This window comes from Bacillota bacterium, from assembly GCA_013178415.1.
Taxonomy (GTDB): domain Bacteria; phylum Bacillota; class SHA-98; order Ch115; family Ch115; genus Ch115.
The window spans coordinates 59,041-76,346 of sequence record JABLXA010000004.1 but is presented as its reverse complement, the minus strand read 5'-3'; the positions used below and the strand labels follow the sequence as shown (position 1 = coordinate 76,346).

The window sequence follows — 17,306 nt, the reverse complement described above, 5'->3', positions numbered from 1 at the left end:
GCCAATGGAAGCCATGGAAATCTGTCGTTCGGCAAAAGTACGACGTGAAACTTCCGAGACCAAGGTGGGAGTTGAGATCGACCTGGATGGATCAGGCGTGGTCTCAATTGATACCCAGTGCGGTTTTTTGAACCATATGCTGACTTTGATGGGCGCCCATGGCCTGTTTGATCTGTCTATTAAAGCGGAAGGAGATGTGGAGGTTGACTTCCATCATCTCGTCGAGGATGTCGGCATCTGTCTCGGACAGGCCGTTGATAAGGCTCTCTCAGATCGAGCTGGAATAAGGAGATTCAGCAGCGTCCAGATTCCCATGGACGAGGCCCTTGTAAGTGAGGCCATCGATATAAGTGGAAGGAGTCATCTTGTCTACAACGTTCCCCTGCAAAGAGAAAAGGTGGGCGACATGGATACAGAGGTCATCGAGGAATTTTTCATGGGTTTCGTCCGGAATGCAAGGGTTACGCTGCATATCAATCTAATATACGGAAAGAATACGCATCACATCATCGAGGCCATATTCAAGGGTTTTGGAAGGGCGCTGGCGGAGGCCGTATCTCTAGATACCCGCAGAACATCCATACCGTCAACTAAAGGCGTGCTTTGAGGTTGACCCCAATACCACGTTCTTGCCCATGCATGAAACAAGAGGGGCGTCTACGTGGAGGATCTCCACGCGTGGCCCTTACATGGGGCGCCTCCGCGCGGCAAAAGGATGGTGAGATGATCATGATAGCCATTTTAGATTACGGGATAGGGAATGTCACCAGCGTCAAGAAGGCGCTGCAAAGCCTTGGGGCTGAAGCTACCATCACCAGTGATCCGGAACAGGTGGCCGCGGCGGACGGGCTCATCCTCCCTGGCGTCGGAGCGTTCGGGGAAGCCATGGACTTCCTGCATAATAGCGGACTTAATGAAACAGTCAGATCATTTCTGGCGAGCGGCAAGCCTGTCCTTGGGATATGCCTTGGAATGCAGCTGCTGTTTGAAAGAAGCGAAGAGTCTCAATGGACTGAGGGTCTCGGAGTTATAAAGGGTTCGGTGAGGAGATTTGAATTCGATGATGCCATAACTCACATCTTGCCGGTAAAGGCGCCCAAAGTCCCCCATATGGGCTGGAATCAAGTAAAGATCCGGAGAGAATGTAAGCTATTGGATACAATCCCGGACGATTCCTATTTCTATTTCGCTCACTCATACTATGCTGTGCCGGATGAAGCCGATGTTGAAGTTGGGATGACTACATATGGATTTGAAATCTCTGGGGAAACACGCTGCTCACAGGATCTCTCCTCCACCAGTGTGGCGCTTCCAGCTGTGAATTTCCCTTCGGCGGTCTGCAAGGGGTCTGTATTCGGTGTCCAATTCCACCCAGAGAAAAGTGGCAGCGTGGGGCTATCTCTTTTGTCCAATTTCATCGGATTGTGCAAGGCCCCTGCCTCAATCGGATTGTGCAAAGCGCCTGTCTCAGTTAAATCGCCTCCCTCAGTTTCGGTACACTGCGCCGGGAGCGATTTCAAGAAAATCCATAAAGGCGCTCCTGAAGATGGATACCTTGAAGTCATCCCTGCCATTGATATCAGGCGGAGGAAATGTGTGCGCCTGTTTCAGGGGGATTTCTCCAAAGAGACGGTATTCTCGGAAGATCCTGTTGCAATAGCGTCATTCTGGGCCTCTCAAGGGGCGTCAAGAATTCATATAGTAGATCTAGACGGCGCAGCGGCCGGGGAGCCGGTCAACCTTCCGCTGATAAAAGAAATGGCCAGCGCTGTGCCGGGCGTCAAGATAGAATTAGGCGGCGGGTTGAGGACTTTTGAGAGTGTGGCGAAGGCATTTGAAGCAGGCGTTTCATGGGCCATCGTCGGCACCGCCGCTCTCAATTCGCCAGAATTGATAAGCCAGCTGGTCGACCGGTTCGACGGCAAGATCATCGCCGCAATAGATGTCAGAGATGGCCAAGTGGCGGTGGACGGATGGCAGCGTGACACAGGCCGGACCATCGAGGACGTTGTCAGGGCTCTAAAGCTTCTGGGTATACGGCAGACGATAGTGACGGATATACGGCGAGATGGGGCAATGCAGGGACCAAATCTCGATCATGCCATGGCTGTCGCGCGAATGGGCGTCGACACGATAGTATCTGGGGGTATAGCAAACCTTGCGCATGTAAAACAAATAGCATTGGCCGCAAGGGAATCAGAAGCGCTCCCCGGGAGGATCACTGGTATGATCATAGGGCGGGCACTCTATACGAAGGATCTGACCCTCCAGGATGTTCTTGCGGCTACCCAGAAAATAGTGGGGTCCGCTTCGGGGGATTTCCATCCTTCTGACGGCGCTGCGACAGCAGCATGGGGGTCTATCCAGTAAATAGCGGGCGTTATTTTGCGGCCCCGATGGTGCCGCCATGGCGGCACGGGTGTCCATCCAGCGATAGGGCCACATCCCAGCTGCTGTGCTGCAGCTTCCAATGCCCAGTGGCGGGGCGACATTCCAGCTGCTGCGTCTGCGGCTCCCGATGATGGTTTTCAGGGGTGAGAACATGCTTGCAAGGAGAATCATAGCCTGCCTGGATGTCCAAGATGGTAGAGTAGTAAAAGGCATACATTTCCAGAAATTGAGAGACGCAGGTTCGCCCACGGAACTTGCGAAATTTTACAATGATGAGTCCGTGGACGAGCTGGTCTTTTTAGATATTTCAGCCTCCTGGAGGGACCGGAGCACCATTGTAGATGTGGCAAGAGATGTCGCTTCCCAAGTCTTCATTCCATTCACTGTTGGAGGAGGTATCCGAAACACCGATGACATCGGAACTCTCCTCCGGGCTGGGGCAGACAAAGTCTCCATCAATACCGCGGCAGTGCGCGATCCCAGCCTTATTTCCGAGGGAGCCCGTAAATTCGGAAGCCAGTGCATTGTCGTAGCCATAGATGCCAAACGGGTGAATGACCATTGGGAAGTCTTCACACATGGGGGCCGGAACGCGACAGGAATAGATGCTGTGAAATGGGCTCGAAAAGTTGAAGAATTGGGCGCTGGTGAAATACTTCTCACCAGTATGGACACAGATGGAGTCAAGGAAGGTTATGACATTGCCATAACCAGGGAAGTGGCGGAAGCAGTGGATATTCCGGTTATTGCATCTGGAGGGGCCGGGAAGCTGGAAGATTTCTATCAGGTACTTACCCAAGGACTGGCAGACGCGGCCCTGGCTGCCTCGGTCTTTCACTACGGCATGTTTCGGGTCCGCCAGGTTAAGGAGTATTTGAGAGATAAGGGCATACCAGTGAGGCTCTGAGCGAAGGAAGGATGATATGCAGTGGAGAATTCGAAACCATTGCGCGATGAGATCTTGTCTCAGCTGGTCTTTTCGCCGGACGGGCTGATTCCGGCTGTGATTCAGGATCATAAGACCGGATGCGTGCTCATGGTAGCATATATGAACAAGGAGGCGCTGCGGAGAACTCTGGAGACCGGCAAGACGTGGTTTTGGAGCCGCAAACGCCAGAGCCTCTGGCTCAAAGGCGAGACCTCCGGGCATTACCAGCTGGTAAAAGAGATTCGCGCGGACTGCGATAGAGATACCCTGCTCATCAATGTCGAACAGGCCGGGGTGGCATGCCATGATGGCTTCTTTTCCTGCTTTTATAGGAGATTGAATGAACGTGGTGAATTCGAAATAGAGGAAAATGAGGCGGTCGGCGCCGCCGCACATCCTTTGGATTCACCTGCCCATTCGGATTCGCCTGTCTATCCGGATTCGCCTGCCCGGATACTCGATGAGCTTTACGACGTGATCAAGGACAGAAAAGAAAATCCGCTCGAGGGGTCCTACACCTCGCGGCTTATGGCATCTGGCCTCGACCGGATCCTGAGGAAGGTCGGGGAAGAATCCGGGGAGTTCATCATCGCAGCGAAAAACGGGATATCCAGCGACATCGTTGCCGAGCTGGCTGACCTTTGGTATCATTCCCTGGTGGCGCTGGCGTCCCAAGATATACCATTTTCCGCCCTTTGCGAAGAGCTAAAGAAAAGAAGAGCCGCGCATGGGGGACGTAAATAGCGCGATCGCTCTGCAAGGATTCTCGACCGCTCTGTAAGGATTCACAACAATCCGCGCGCGAAGTCTCCGTCAGGCTTGTTCAGACCTCACGACCAACGCCTGTTTTAACCGGGCCTAAATGATTCTGCCACTTCTGCCACGAGGAATTCTCCCTTCATGAATAGAATGTCGAAGTCTTCCATATCGCCCCGCTGGGGCGCTTCGTGCGATGCCCGATCCAATACTGAATTCTTGGCAAGGCTTCCAAATGATTCACCCAATATTCCATTTTCGGCAAGGCTTCCGAATGTCCTTCTCACCGCCTCCGTTCTTTCCCATTTCCTGCCCTCAACAGGCGCGTGAGGTAAATGAGAAAACCGGTGTTTAGCCCAACTGCCATGATGTCCACCACAAATTCGGCGGAGTTGGCCTCCAGATAAGGGATGCATATGAGACTCATCATAAGCAGGCATGCGCTCGAAGCAAAGAGCATTCGCCCTACCTCAGGGGTCATGATCCCCTCACCCTCCTCCAAAATCATGACATCAGCGATGCTCCGCATTTCTGATCTACGGGAAGCCGGGGTAGTCCGAATCCGCCGTGGCGGACGACTACCGCCGCCATCGCAGGATGAAAATGGGAGCGATTGCCTTTTTCAAAATAGATAACTACCCTATTTCATCAGCTCTAATACACGCTACGTGCCTTCCCGGCATAATCTCCCGGAGAACAGGAGCGCCTTCTTTGCAGGCATCCGTGGCATAGATGCACCTGGGCTCGAACCTGCATCTATTGGATGGCATGAAATGACCTGAAATCTCTGCTTCTTTCAGTGGAAGTGGTCTCTCGACGCGGGCTCTTCGCGGATCAGGGACAGGAACCGCGGTGAGAAGAGCTCTCGTATAAGGATGTATGGGAGAATTGATCACTTCCTCCGTGGGCCCGGCCTCCATGATGCTGCCAAGATACATTATGGCAATCCTGTTCCCTTGGGCGAAGTAGCGCGCAATTCCAAGATCATGAGTGATGAATAGATATGCTATGCCTAATTCTTCACGCAGCTTCATCATGAGATTGAGAATCCCGACTCTCAGTGAGACATCTATCATAGAAACAGCTTCATCAGCCACAATCGCCGATGGATTCAAAGAGATGGACCGGGCAATGACCACGCGTTGCCTCTGCCCACCACTCAACTGATGTGGATACTTACCCAGAATGTCACCAGGCGGTTCGAGCCCCACCACCCTCAAAAGCTCCTCGGCTTTATGAAGTACGCCGCTGCGTCCGGATGCCAGCTTGTATTGCTCTATGGGCGCGCTTAAGGTCTGAAGAATTGTCCGCATGGGATTCAATGCCGCGTACGGATCTTGATGGATCATCTGCACACTGCGACGATACTTCAGATACCTGGACTTCCTGAAACCATAGATACTTTCTCCCTCAAACAGGACATCTCCACCATCAGGGCGGACAAGATCCACCGCGATCTTCCCCAGAGTTGTCTTCCCACAGCCGCTTTCACCCACCAGCGCCAGGATTTCACCTTTATAGAGATCCAAAGAAACCCCATCCAGGGCCGTTATTATGCCCTTCCTATTCTCTTTGCTCTTTGGGGTCTGAAAACGCTTTGTAACCCGTCTAAATTGCAGCAAAGGCATGTTAGAATTCATCAGCGTCCCGCTCCCTTCCAGTTGAAACATGCTATTTGATGTGATTCATTTATACGAATCAGTTCTGGCTCGCCTTTCTTACAGGCTTTCGTGGCGAAATTGCATCGAGGCCTGAAACGACAACCCGGGGGCGGTTCGATGAGATCCGGGAGTGAGCCTGGAATAGGTTCAAGTTTGCGGAGATCGCCTACTGTAGAAGGTATCGCTTTCAAGAGGCCCATTGTATAAGGGTGCCTGGGGGAATAGAATACCTCCTCTGAGGTCCCTATCTCCACTATCTTTCCCGCATACATCACTGCGACCCTCTCCGCTACTCGCGCAACCAAAGAAAGATCATGGGTGATGAATATCATGGAGATGTTCATCTCACGGTGAATCCTGGTGAGAATCCTGAGGATGATCTCCTGGCTGATCACATCGAGAGCCGTGGTAGGTTCATCCAGGACTACCACTTTGGGATCCAGTATCAGGCTGAGAGCTATGGCAACCCTCTGCCGCATCCCACCGCTCAATTCATGAGGATATGCCCTCCAGACTCTGGTAGGATTCAAATATACCCATTCCAGAAGACGAGCGGCCTTATCATATATTTCGGCCTGGGAAAGGCGAAGGTGCGCCTGGACCACGTCCTGTATCTGCTCCCCTATTCTCATAACAGGATTGAGGGTGTTCAGTGCCGATTGAAACACCATTGAAATCTCCTGCCACCGGAATTTTCGCAGAGATGGGCCGTCCATCCCGGAGATGATGTCCTTGCCGCCATAGAATATCTGCCCTGATTCAATTCGGGCCGAGGAAGGCAGCAGCTTTATCAGCGCAAAAGCCAGCGATGATTTCCCGCACCCACTCTCGCCTACGATCCCCAGGACCTCCCCGGAATAAACATCAACGGCGACATGATCAACAGCGCGGAGAGCCCCCCTCGGAGTCATATATGCCAGCGTTAGATCCTTAACCTGAAGAACGACATCTTTCTTAGCCATAGGCCCGAACCTCCATATCGTCGGATTCCCCCACGTCATCGAACCCTAAGACGCGGGTTGAATAATATCTCCATTGCCCGGGCGAAAAGGACGGCACCGGTCTGCAAAAGGACGATACATACAATTGGCGCCAGCAGGTAATGTACGCTCCTCAATGTGTACAGGGCCCCGCCCTGAGATACGGCGAAATTCAGCATGACTCCCCAATTGAGAGAAGAAAATGGCACCACACCCAGGAAAAACAGCCCCACTTGGGCATACATGGCCCCCGTAAAGGCAAGTATGGCGTTGGTGGCTATATATGAACCCATATTGGGCAAGAGTTCCCTGAATATAATGTGGCTCTTGCGCAGCCCCAGGACCTTGGCGGCTTCTATGAATTCCCTTTCTTTCAGAGAAAGCACCTGTGCGCGGATCGCCCTTGAAAGTCCTGCCCATGCCGTTATGCTCAGAATCAAGGCCATGGTGGGGGCGCTATCCACTCTCACATAGGCTGCAAGCACTATCATGAGTGGAAGGCTCGGGATAGTCAGGAAAAAGTCTGCGATGCGCATCAGCAAGGTAGCGCCCCCCAGCTAACCATTCTCCGGGCCCGCTGTCTGCAAGGGCCTTTGTCGCATATATACCTGTGCTAAAATCTGGCAGCCCAAGCAGGCGAGGCAGACCGAACAATTGGCGTTTTATTAACCCAGACCTAGGAATCTGCTCGGAAACCCTACCAAAGAAGCTATATCCCACAATATATAGAGGTCGTCAGAGTTTTCGAGCAATCTCCTAGGTTCTGGCCATCGGAGAGTAGAGCCTGGTAGGATTTTCGCACTTGAGAGCAGATGCTGCCGAAATTCCAGCCACTTCCGCGTCCAAACTGGCCAAAATCTCGCCACTCCAGGCCAATATATGCTACAAAATCCCTTATTATGGATAATCATAACCTATAATCTTCCAATTTGAGGGCAAGGTGGCGAGAAATCTGCCGGCACGGACCAGAGGCCGACGAAATCTTGGCCACCTTTGAGAAAAACCTGCCTAAATTCTAGCTAGCTCAAGATGAGATAGACCCAGACTTTTCCAAAATCATCCCAACCTGACGGGAATGTCGCCACCTTGGCGGGGAAGCTGACGGATTTTTAGCCACTTCCGTGCGGGACCTGCCTACAGTCTCGTCACCCTCGGTCTAAGCTGACGAATTCTCAGTCACTTCCGCGCGCAACCTGCCCAGAGACTCGCCACCATCGGTCTAGGGTGACCGAAAACTCGTCACCAGCGGTTTGGGATGACCAATAACTCGCCACCCACCTTAGAGATCTGGCCAAGAGCTTGTCACCCGTGCTTTTAGTGGAGATAATGTAGTCGCCACATATATTTCTCGGTTTTTATCATCCAAGAAGAAGGATTTTGAGCCTCCCTGTAGAAATAGATCATCAACAACTTAATCAATCAGTTTTACAATCACTTTATAGCCTCTTTTACAGATAAATGTAAATTGAACGAGCCGAGTTTTCGAGTTTACTACTAGCTGCATTTTAAGCAGTACGCTATGTTAATCTGTCCGTCGCGTGATAGGTCATTTCAGATAGTACATTAGCAAATGATTAGCAAAACCCAACCCATCAATAGGGTGATTATCTACCATCTGGGCTATCTTTGATGATCCACTCAAAATCTTCCCCGGTAGATAAATGGCTTTTACGCCATACATCAACCCTACCAAAATTGGGACTTCAAGACACTCCAGAAACCGCTCTGGCCAAATGTACCGCCTCCTTAAGGATAATAGATGTACCCGGGATTTTTATTGCTATCCTACCTCGCTCAAGAAGGTCCTCATACATGGCAATTCGATGTTCCTCCTCCTGCCGAAGTTCTCCTTATTAAGCATCTTTGACATGTTGTCGTCCAGCTCACCGCTATGGCTCACGACGATATAAACCTATCTTGGTCTGGCATGCCTTAAAAACATGTGAGATTGCGCTTAATACCCCACAGAATAGCAGATTTTTCTCTGGGGCCCTACGTAATCCAGCCTTATTTCCAATATTCTCTCGGAGCCCCACCCCTTGCATATAAGAAGCTACATAGGCCTCAATCTTGTCACAGTTTATGTCTTGCCCCATGCGGCATGAGAGAGCCTGCATCAAAACGATTCGAAGAGAAGGGAGAGTTGTCTATGAAGCCTTGGCGTGAGCCCGACGTGTCCGGCCCGGGCGATTATGCCATATGGCATGGACCCGAGGGACGAGAGGGCGAGTGTGCCTTTGAGGTGGAAGGTCCATACGTCCGTCAGTACCAGTCCGTGATCGGCTACCTCGATAACCATGATGGGCCCTCGATAAGAGGAAGGAAATGAATTCGATTCGGATAGCCTTCTGACCACGACCAAAGCAATTCAATATGGTAGGGTAGGGCTAATTAGACGATTTTCTCACAAAACCCATCGATTGGAGTAAAGCTCTTACTATACGTCCAAAGCTCGTCATTTCAGTATGTGGGAACCCTTCTGTAGTGTGCCGCGAGGAGAGAGTGCATGCATTGATATATCATGCCTTCAAGCCTATCACCCTTATACCGAATAGGGAATTCTCATCGCTTTTTCCGGTATCATCTGCGCCTTGAGGATGCGAGGAAATTGGATTCACTGGCGGCAAAAGCCACACTCAGTTAAGATCCACTGATCAATCCTTCCCAACAAATAGGACGCCGACCAAAGTGATTATGTGCTTTCTCCAGACAGCATGGCAGCACTCTATTGGTCCGCCGCAATGGAGAAAAGAAGAAGGCGAACGCAGCCACAAGCGAGCCGCTGCGCGGTCCAAGCATCGCAAGGGAGTAGCTAACTGGGATGTACCAGAATGGGAGGAATCCTACTAATAACCCGGCAACGCCTAGGATCAGTACCATGGCTCGAGAGTCTGGTCGCCGGTCGGCAGCTTTTCCCCCCAGATAATAGCCAAGCGTAAGGGCTGTCATGACGACGGTGATCAGGGCACCCCATACATAAATGGATGTGCCGAAAGTAGGGGCTAGAAGCCTGCTCCCGATCATTTCCAAAGACATCAAAACCGCACCACTCATAAAGACGATTACATAGAGCATGCGTATTCCCCTCTCTGATGATTGGACCAAGGAGTTGTCGACATCCTCCCCGGAATTTGTTCCGGGGCTTTCGCCTTTGGTTTCCTGTAAGTCATGTTGAACACGCGAAGAATCGCTTTTTTACGTTATCCATCGCTTGGGTTACTCAGAGCCTCATATTTCCCCTGCAAGGCCACGAAAGAGGTCGGGTAATAGTTCCGCCCGGCCTTTCGTTCTGCAGGGCTTCTCGAAGCCCCTGCGGTTTTATGAGTTCCCTCCTCTCCGAATGGTATATTATAGGGGGTTTTGTCGCGAAACTAAAAGGGGGTGGCGGCCGGGTTTCGGTCAAGAAACTACGAATACAGGGAGAACCCAAACTGGGCGAAATGCTTGTCAAAAGCAAAGGCCCTCTTGATCTCCATTCGCTCCATTACAGCGAAGGTCGTTGCATCCGTGTAAGAAAAGGTTTTGTCTTCGTAGGTATAAATGATTTCCCTTGCCCGCTCCTCGTCCTCCGCCGTCACTCTTTCTACAGGCCAACATAATCCTTTGAGCCATGACCGCGCTAGGCCGTGTCCGAGCTTTGCCAGAATCAGGGCGTGCGCCTCGGCGACGATGAAATTGGTCAGGAGAACATTGCAGCCGGCGACCCTCATATTCTTCAGCAGCATAACAGCCCTGTTATGGTTAGCATCGGAGCGGTCGAGGAGAGCATAGACCGCGCTCGTATCGACCATCACGCGTTCCACTGCTTAATCTCCTCCGCGGCGAGATAGTGATTATGCCTCTCCGAGACATCACTATCCCCACTTTTCCCGGCTCCGATCAGTTTCCAGATTGGATCGGCGTCATCCAGCGGGCGAAAGGCTTCAATCTTCCGTAGGCGAATCTCGTTTCCTTCAAGGGTCACCACAAGGGGATCGCCCTTGCGGATACCGAGCGCACGTCGGATTTCAACCGGGATCGTCATCTGCCCTTTGCTTGTTACGCGCGTGATCTCGTAAGTCATGGTATACCTCCTGTAAGATGTTCCTACTTAAAGTATACCTCTGCCGCAGGCTATATTCAAGCATCGATAATGGCTGTCTTAATAAATAAAAAGGCCATGAGGTTTCCCCCCATGGCCACCTCACCTGACCACTCCCTCAGCTTTTTATAAGCCGCGGAATTTTTTATCTACTCTACGGGCCTCTTAGGGCCTCCCTAAGAGCCTGAGAGAAGAATGGCATTAACCAGACCGAACCTGTATTACCCGGGAAGCCGGTGTCACATCCAGGGACAAACCCTGGTCCAATGGCGCGTTCCCGGGCGGAAACCGCCGTGTGCTCCGCCCCAGCGGCCGAAAACGCCCTTGCGGAAGCCCCGGCGGATCTCCTGGGTCCCAGAATTGAGCTTATCGAGCTTTTTCTGCTGCTCTGGAGTAAGGATTTGCTTTACTTTGTCTAGCTGGGCCTTCCTCTCCTCGAGAAGCCTCGCACGGAGCCCTGCTACCTCTCCTGACTTCTGGGAGATGGCAGCCTCGTCCAATTTATCCTGGCTCCAAAGCTGGCGGAGTTCGAGCATCTTCTGCTGGAGCGCAAACCGCAGGTCCTGGGTCTTTGCGATGAAATCCTGCTGGAGCTGGAGCAGCTTCTGCTGCTGTTCAGCCGAAAGCCCCAGGTACCTGGCGAACCGCTCGAGCGTCCCGTTAAAACCAAGAAGAGTGTTTACGGTTGGCCCAGATGAAAGGAACGGGGCAGATCTCGGGACAGGACGTAGTTTGGGGATGGGTGCTGCGGATGCGATCCCCATGGTCCCAAGGAAGAGCGCCGCCACCAGGGTGATGCCCATAAGTCGTTTCATAGAGAACATCTCGAGAACACCTCCTCATATAGCATATCGTCCTGACAGCACAGGCTTGCTGCCAATGTGTGGTTCTAAATTCACAGCCTGCCTGTGCCGTCTTAATTCCCATTGTAACAGTGAGATTATGAAGAGAGTATGAAGCCAGAAGGAGTTACGATGAAGTTTTTGCGGTCAAAATAACGAAGGCCTTGAATCTCATTGGTTTTACCATCCCCTCCATCTTACTCCTTTACTTCCCCTCCATCTTACTTAAAACGTATTTCGTCCCGATTTTGTTCCGATCCCCCTTTAACTTTTCTGGAGGCCTTCCTAGCCGATGTCCCCCTCCTCTTTGAGCAAAAATGCAGCAACTACGGGCATTAGGGGGATTTTTTGCCTAAAGCCTAGTCTATAGAGATTTTTGATTTTCCTTGTCGACTTTGGAAATTCTCCCTCGGCACAGGCATAAGCGCCTCAAAGCCTCCTTCCCTATACATGGATAAATAGCACTGAATTGTCCTTTCCCCAACATTTATGCGGGCGCTGCCTGGAATCACATAATGCCTCGATGCTGCCTGCCGGATCAATGCCGTAGTCTCCCCTGGAGAGACATTCCCTCGCTATAGAAGCTATGGAAAGTTGAGAGAAACGTTGGCGAGAGTTTAGGTTTGTTTAGAAAGGCTTGATCTGAAGCTGCTATAATCAATGCCAGTGGATGTAGATCCATGGGGCCAGTTCTGTGCATCGTGGTAGGCAGTAAGTCCGATGCATCTGCCAGGTTTGTGTTAGGGTCAACGATACGGCTAGAGCTGCTCGTCAAAAGGAGAGGTCAGAATGGGTAGTTCTTGGTCTTAATTACGAGGCCCAGTATCGGCAGAATGAGGGTAATTCCTCGGGTCTATCTGCCACTGCCTTTACTCTAGGCAGTAGATATTATCTCAAGAAAGAGCATCCATTTGATGTGTTCTTATGGGGTAGCATCGGGTTTATTTCTGCCAGAGCTGCATCCGATGGAGCAGAACAAGTAACATACGCAAAATCACACAGAATTGGGCTGGGTTTGGCCCATAGTGTGACCAGGAATTGGGCTGTTATGGCTGTAACTGGCTATCGTTGGATAACCATGGAATATGACAGCCACAGGAAGACTATAGGAAAGACGTTCAATTCGCTCGGTGTGAGATTTGGCTGGTAGCAGTAACGCTGTAGGTGTAGCACACGTAGAAAATGGGGTGATGAGAAGGAATAGACATACGGATGCGGTAATGTACGGCAAATGGATGCGGAGGTGATAGCTATGGGTCGCCCCGTATTCTACCAGCGCATCCATAGTCAGGCAGCCTCAGTGCAGGCGAAATCACTTATTAGCCACCTCACGGCGGAGATTCGGAGCCGCCGGGAAGTGTCAGCTGAAGAAGCGCACCTTATCGCCCTGGATGCATATCGTTTCCTTGTGAGAGGTCTTATGGGCCGAGAGTCCGGGCAGGTGGAGATGCCTTGCATAGATGGGCAGGGAACCCATGCAGACGATTGTTGCAATCTTTCATGGACATTGACCCGATGGCCTCAAAAAAGGCTGAACTCACCGGCATAAAGGGGAGAAACCTAATGACAATAGGTGGCGCTCCAATTTGCATAGTCTGTAAGCATCTAGAAAAAGGTAAGCTCAAGTGCAAGGCTTTTCCCGATAAGGTCCCAGAAGATATCATCTGGGGAAGGTCACTTCATATGGAGCCCTATCCTGGCGATAATAGCATTCAGTTCGAGCCACGAAGTGAAGAAGACCTTGCGCGCTGGGCAGATGCATACCAGATTAGGCTATGATAGATGAAAAGCTGAAGACACCGACTTAATTATGGGGGTACCAAAAGATATTGGCTGCGACAAGATGCTACTGGTATGATCTGATTCCAATGATATGGAGAGGTTGCATGTAGGGTCCGAGATGAATAAATACGACTGGGATCGATTGAATCATCTGCAATTGGGGCGATATGCCGAGTATTATGCCAAGATGGAATTCACTCTATTTGGTTTTGATGTCTATTCCGCCGAGGTGGATGACCATGGGATTGATTTTGTTATCCGAAAAGGCGAGAACACCCATTATGATGTGCAGGTCAAGTCCGCCCGGGGGTTGAACTATATTTTCTTTCACAAGGACAAGTTCAAATTGTGGAAGACTCTCCGAGCTTGTCCCACTCTTCGTAGAATTTCGCTGACGCTCCCGGACGCGTTATTTCACGTCCTAGCGACGTCAGGCTCCACTGGCACCTCTATCTCCCCTGACATTCCCACCTCCTTGCGAATCGCAGCCTGAAGCATGCCCAGAAGCTTATACCCACGGATGCGATGGAATTTCCGCTCTGCCTCCAGTAGCCCCGCCCCAACCCACTGCAACGCCTGCTGGCCATTTTGCCAGCGCTTGACGTTGTGTGCCTTAGACGCAGCCACGGAGAATGCCGACTCAATCAGGTTAGTGGACGCCAGCGTCTCCTCCAAGCCCTCCCTGAGACTGCTCGCAGCGCCAGGGTACTCCACCTCCAACTAGTCAGCCAGAGCTTCCAGAGACTGCTTGGCAATGGCATAGTTTGGTTCCATGTATGCATTCTGGATCTTGCGACCTACCCAGTCCTTGGCGGATTCAGGCAGGTGATCGAGTACATTACGCTTCTTGTGCACCTGGCAGCGCTGCACTACGGCTTTGCCAAATACAGCCCTCACAGCAGCCCTAAGGGCCTTCGACCCATCGATGACTACCAAAAGCCCTTGGTCACACCGTAGACCTCGGGAGACTAGATCCTGCAGCAAGGCCTTACCAGCCGCCTCATTCTCGGTAGCGCCCTCTTGCAGACCCAGGACATGCTTGTGACCGTCCATGTCTATCCCAATGGCTACTAAAATCATGTGATCTCCAGCCCTGATGCCGTCCACCACCAAAACAACGATGTCCAGGCCGTCTAAGGGCTGGCTGAGCCGCTCTTGAAGCGCTATCTGCATCTGACGGATGAAACGGACGCTAACACGGCTCTTTGAAGTCCCATACCCTTCCAGGGACTCTCCATCCAAGGTTTCGGCATATCCCCGCATAGAGACCCCATTTAGAATCCGAGCTAGCATTGCCTCCGATATGCTGCCCTCTTCTTGAGCCCAGGCATAGGTGTCCAGCTGCACTTCCCCCTTGGGGCTCTTAGAACGCACCCGAGGCCGCTCAATGTGCACCTTTTGTCCCATCATCGCCACCCAGCCCGACTCGTAGCTGTGGCGGTAATACGCCCGCTCATCACTTGGGAGATGCTTACCTCTTGGCCCCACCAAATTCGTGACCTCTGCCTCCATTAGGGCTGCCACGACCGCAATCCCTACTTGCATTGTGAATTCATTTAGCCCCTTGGCGACATACTGGGCAATTCGTCGTAATGGTATCTCAATGTTCTCCGGGAGAAATGGCAGTTTGCGAATTTCCCCACGGCGAACTCTTTTTATCTCCCCATTCTGGGGGTTTGTATGATACAATTTCATTGGCGGCTCCCTCCTTTTGTTGTCTACCTCTGTTTTACCACAGAGGGCCGGGAGTCGCCAGTTCAATTTCTACAAAATTCGGGACATCCTCTGGAAGAGGTCCGGACTGAAGTAAAGGGCCGCATCTCTCAGCTGGGGCCGGGGTATGGGTATCTAATGTCGTCTTCAAATAGTGTAACTCGCTACTGTAAGCCGGAGAATGTGGCCGCGATGATCCAGACTCTACACGAGTTTGGCGCCTATCCTTTACCCGACTCAGAATATAAGACTAACAGATGAGCTATATAAGCTATACCCCGGACCAATGCCTGCTTGAGGGATACCGTTACCGCCCGCCGCATTTAAGTCCGGGGTAAATGCCGCCTAACGACCCCGGAACACTTTTTTGAGGTCATCGGGGTCGCATTTGGGCCTGCGATCGTATGTCATCAGGCCATTTACTTCCTGCTCTACATCGGTCAGCTGAGTATAGCAATAACCAGCGATTCCCTCCTCACCCAGGATAGCCTCAACGAGTCCTCGAATTCGCTCAATCATCTCCGAGTAAGTGGCGGCGTCTTCCCCATAGCCCCACCCGGTCGTTCCCTGTTCTGAGACTTTTACCCCGCCAAATTCAGTGATCATCATGGGCTGGCCATTATAGGGCCGGCCTGGCAACAAGATGGGAACTTTATGGGAAAATGGCGCAGAATATGGATCTTCCTTGAATTTTTGAAACCGGCGGGAAAGATCGTCATGATCCTGCGTGTATTCATGGATCGTGACAAGGTCAGTTGTCGCATGCTGCCATCCGTCATTGCTGATTACAAGGCGCGTAGGGTCCAGGGATTTCGTCAGATGATACAGCATATCCAGATGATTGGCTAGACGGGGATCGACCTTCTGATTCAACTTGAGTTGATCTACTCCCCAGCTCTCGTTGACAGGCACCCATGCCATGATGCATGGGTGATTGTAATCCCGGATTATGGCCCTTCGCCATTCTTCGGCGACGTTTCTGGCGCTCTCTTCGGTATAATAATAGGCTGCAGGCATTTCACTCCACACCAAAAGCCCGAGTTTGTCACAGTAATAATAGTAGTAGGGGTCTTCAATCTTCTGGTGCTTTCGCGCTCCATTGAAGCCGAAGGCCTTTGTCATCTCTATATCTTTCTTGAAATCTTCCGCACTTGATGGAGTATAGATGCCATCAGGCCAGAACCCCTGGTCAAGGATCATCCTGAGGTAATATGGCCGCCCATTGAGGTAGATACGGCCATTTTCCGCCTTGATCTCGCGCATCCCGAAATATGTCTTCACTTCATCTACTATGGTGCCATCCTGGGTTACCCTGATGGTGAGGTCGTAGAGATTTGGTTCCTCCGGGCTCCACAATTTCGGATCATTGATGGGAATAGATGTTGTGCCATCCCGCCTCGGAACCATATCCGTGAAATGGTTGAATCGTTCTGCAAAAGGGACCTCTACTTTTGCTATGCTACTCCCGTTGAAAGAGGCTTCAAAGAGAAGGGCCACATTACCTTCATATTTACTCAGCTCATACTCAAGTCTAAGAACTTGGCTATCAATTTCAGGCGTGAGTCTGACCTTTTTAAGATGGACCTCGGATACAGGCTCAAGCCAGACGGATTGCCAGATCCCACTCACCCTCGTATACCAGCATCCCCACGGATGATTTCTGGCGCTTTGCTTTCCCCTGGGTTGGTCGGTAGCCTCATCATCTACGACTCTTATCGTAATGACATTTGCGCCTTCCCTGGTCAACTCCGTGATATCAAGGGCGAATGGCACATATCCTCCACTATTAGAACCAGCATACCGGCCATTTATCCAGATTGTAGATGAGAAGTCCACTGCCCCAAAATTGAGGAGGATCCTTTTCCCAGCCCATTCAGAGGGAATGGTGAATTCCCTCTTATACCAGATCACTGGATGTGAGGAAGGATCCCCTATGCCACTCAGTTTGGACTGAAAAGGGAAAGGTACTATGATCTTTCGATCAAAAGGGTTGGCGCCAAGAGGCCAATTCTGGGCAAGGCCTTGATTCTCATCGTCAAATGCAAAATCCCATTCTCCGTTGAGGCTAATCCATTCATCACGAACGAAGTCCGGACGAGGGTATTCATCGCGCAAGATGATATTCATGAGTTATCCCTCCACATCTAGTCTATATCGGCCTAACTGCATAAC

16 protein-coding genes and 1 pseudogene are annotated in these 17,306 nt (G+C 51.4%); 6 read left to right on the top strand and 11 right to left on the bottom strand.

The annotated features are described in order from the left end of the window. Positions 1–13 precede the first annotated feature (13 nt). The 4 genes from hisB to HPY52_04490 all read left to right on the top strand — a co-directional run bounded on the left by hisB (position 14) and on the right by HPY52_04490 (position 4,063). Complete coding sequence (gene hisB, locus HPY52_04505) at positions 14–607, top strand: imidazoleglycerol-phosphate dehydratase HisB (protein NPV79525.1); 594 nt, start codon at positions 14–16, stop codon at positions 605–607. Positions 608–639: 32 nt separating this feature from the next. After that, positions 640–2,370: an imidazole glycerol phosphate synthase subunit HisH gene (gene hisH / locus HPY52_04500; GenBank protein NPV79524.1), complete on the top strand. Its 1,731-nt coding sequence runs from the start codon at positions 640–642 to the stop codon at positions 2,368–2,370. Positions 2,371–2,542: 172 nt separating this feature from the next. Then, positions 2,543–3,298 carry an imidazole glycerol phosphate synthase subunit HisF gene (gene hisF / locus HPY52_04495; protein NPV79523.1) on the top strand — a complete coding sequence of 252 codons (756 nt, stop codon included), beginning with the start codon at positions 2,543–2,545 and terminating at the stop codon, positions 3,296–3,298. Between the two features lie 39 nt (positions 3,299–3,337). After that, positions 3,338–4,063, top strand: coding sequence for a bifunctional phosphoribosyl-AMP cyclohydrolase/phosphoribosyl-ATP diphosphatase HisIE (locus HPY52_04490; protein NPV79522.1), 726 nt, complete (start codon positions 3,338–3,340; stop codon positions 4,061–4,063). Between the two features lie 104 nt (positions 4,064–4,167). Here the strand turns inward: HPY52_04490 and HPY52_04485 are convergent, their stop codons facing one another. The 5 genes from HPY52_04485 to HPY52_04465 all read right to left on the bottom strand — a co-directional run bounded on the left by HPY52_04485 (position 4,168) and on the right by HPY52_04465 (position 7,258). Next, positions 4,168–4,362, bottom strand: coding sequence for a hypothetical protein (locus tag HPY52_04485; GenBank protein NPV79521.1), 195 nt, complete (start codon positions 4,360–4,362; stop codon positions 4,168–4,170). Beyond that, entirely contained in the window at positions 4,359–4,604 is a 246-nt protein-coding gene (locus HPY52_04480) for a hypothetical protein (GenBank protein ID NPV79520.1), read from the bottom strand. The genes HPY52_04485 and HPY52_04480 overlap by 4 nt, the downstream gene beginning before the upstream one ends. A 106-nt stretch (positions 4,605–4,710) precedes the next feature. Continuing rightward, positions 4,711–5,715 (bottom strand): ABC transporter ATP-binding protein, encoded by a 1,005-nt coding sequence (locus HPY52_04475; GenBank protein ID NPV79519.1) that lies wholly within the window; start codon positions 5,713–5,715, stop codon positions 4,711–4,713. Then, positions 5,715–6,698 carry an ABC transporter ATP-binding protein gene (locus HPY52_04470; protein ID NPV79518.1) on the bottom strand — a complete coding sequence of 328 codons (984 nt, stop codon included), beginning with the start codon at positions 6,696–6,698 and terminating at the stop codon, positions 5,715–5,717. The genes HPY52_04475 and HPY52_04470 overlap by 1 nt, the downstream gene beginning before the upstream one ends. Before the next feature lie 35 nt (positions 6,699–6,733). After that, positions 6,734–7,258 (bottom strand): ABC transporter permease, encoded by a 525-nt coding sequence (locus tag HPY52_04465; GenBank protein ID NPV79517.1) that lies wholly within the window; start codon positions 7,256–7,258, stop codon positions 6,734–6,736. Between the two features lie 1,607 nt (positions 7,259–8,865). On the opposite strand from HPY52_04465, the gene HPY52_04460 reads away from it, so the two are divergent. Then, positions 8,866–9,045, top strand: coding sequence for a hypothetical protein (locus HPY52_04460; protein NPV79516.1), 180 nt, complete (start codon positions 8,866–8,868; stop codon positions 9,043–9,045). 311 nt (positions 9,046–9,356) lie between these two features. Here HPY52_04460 and HPY52_04455 read toward each other — a convergent pair whose 3' ends face one another. From HPY52_04455 to HPY52_04440, 4 genes are all read right to left on the bottom strand, one after another. Then, entirely contained in the window at positions 9,357–9,791 is a 435-nt protein-coding gene (locus HPY52_04455; GenBank protein ID NPV79515.1) for a fused MFS/spermidine synthase, read from the bottom strand. 332 nt (positions 9,792–10,123) lie between these two features. Beyond that, positions 10,124–10,519: a PIN domain-containing protein gene (locus HPY52_04450; GenBank protein NPV79514.1), complete on the bottom strand. Its 396-nt coding sequence runs from the start codon at positions 10,517–10,519 to the stop codon at positions 10,124–10,126. Next, positions 10,507–10,779: an AbrB/MazE/SpoVT family DNA-binding domain-containing protein gene (locus HPY52_04445; protein NPV79513.1), complete on the bottom strand. Its 273-nt coding sequence runs from the start codon at positions 10,777–10,779 to the stop codon at positions 10,507–10,509. The genes HPY52_04450 and HPY52_04445 overlap by 13 nt, the downstream gene beginning before the upstream one ends. A 257-nt stretch (positions 10,780–11,036) precedes the next feature. Beyond that, complete coding sequence (locus HPY52_04440; GenBank protein NPV79512.1) at positions 11,037–11,621, bottom strand: Spy/CpxP family protein refolding chaperone; 585 nt, start codon at positions 11,619–11,621, stop codon at positions 11,037–11,039. Positions 11,622–12,891: 1,270 nt separating this feature from the next. Between HPY52_04440 and HPY52_04435 the strand changes: the two genes are divergently transcribed. Beyond that, complete coding sequence (locus HPY52_04435) at positions 12,892–13,188, top strand: hypothetical protein (protein ID NPV79511.1); 297 nt, start codon at positions 12,892–12,894, stop codon at positions 13,186–13,188. Between the two features lie 647 nt (positions 13,189–13,835). Here the strand turns inward: HPY52_04435 and HPY52_04430 are convergent. Continuing rightward, positions 13,836–15,116: pseudogene (locus HPY52_04430) on the bottom strand (IS256 family transposase). A 363-nt stretch (positions 15,117–15,479) separates the two neighbouring features. Further along, entirely contained in the window at positions 15,480–17,261 is a 1,782-nt protein-coding gene (locus HPY52_04425; GenBank protein NPV79510.1) for a glycoside hydrolase family 2, read from the bottom strand. Positions 17,262–17,306 lie beyond the last annotated feature (45 nt).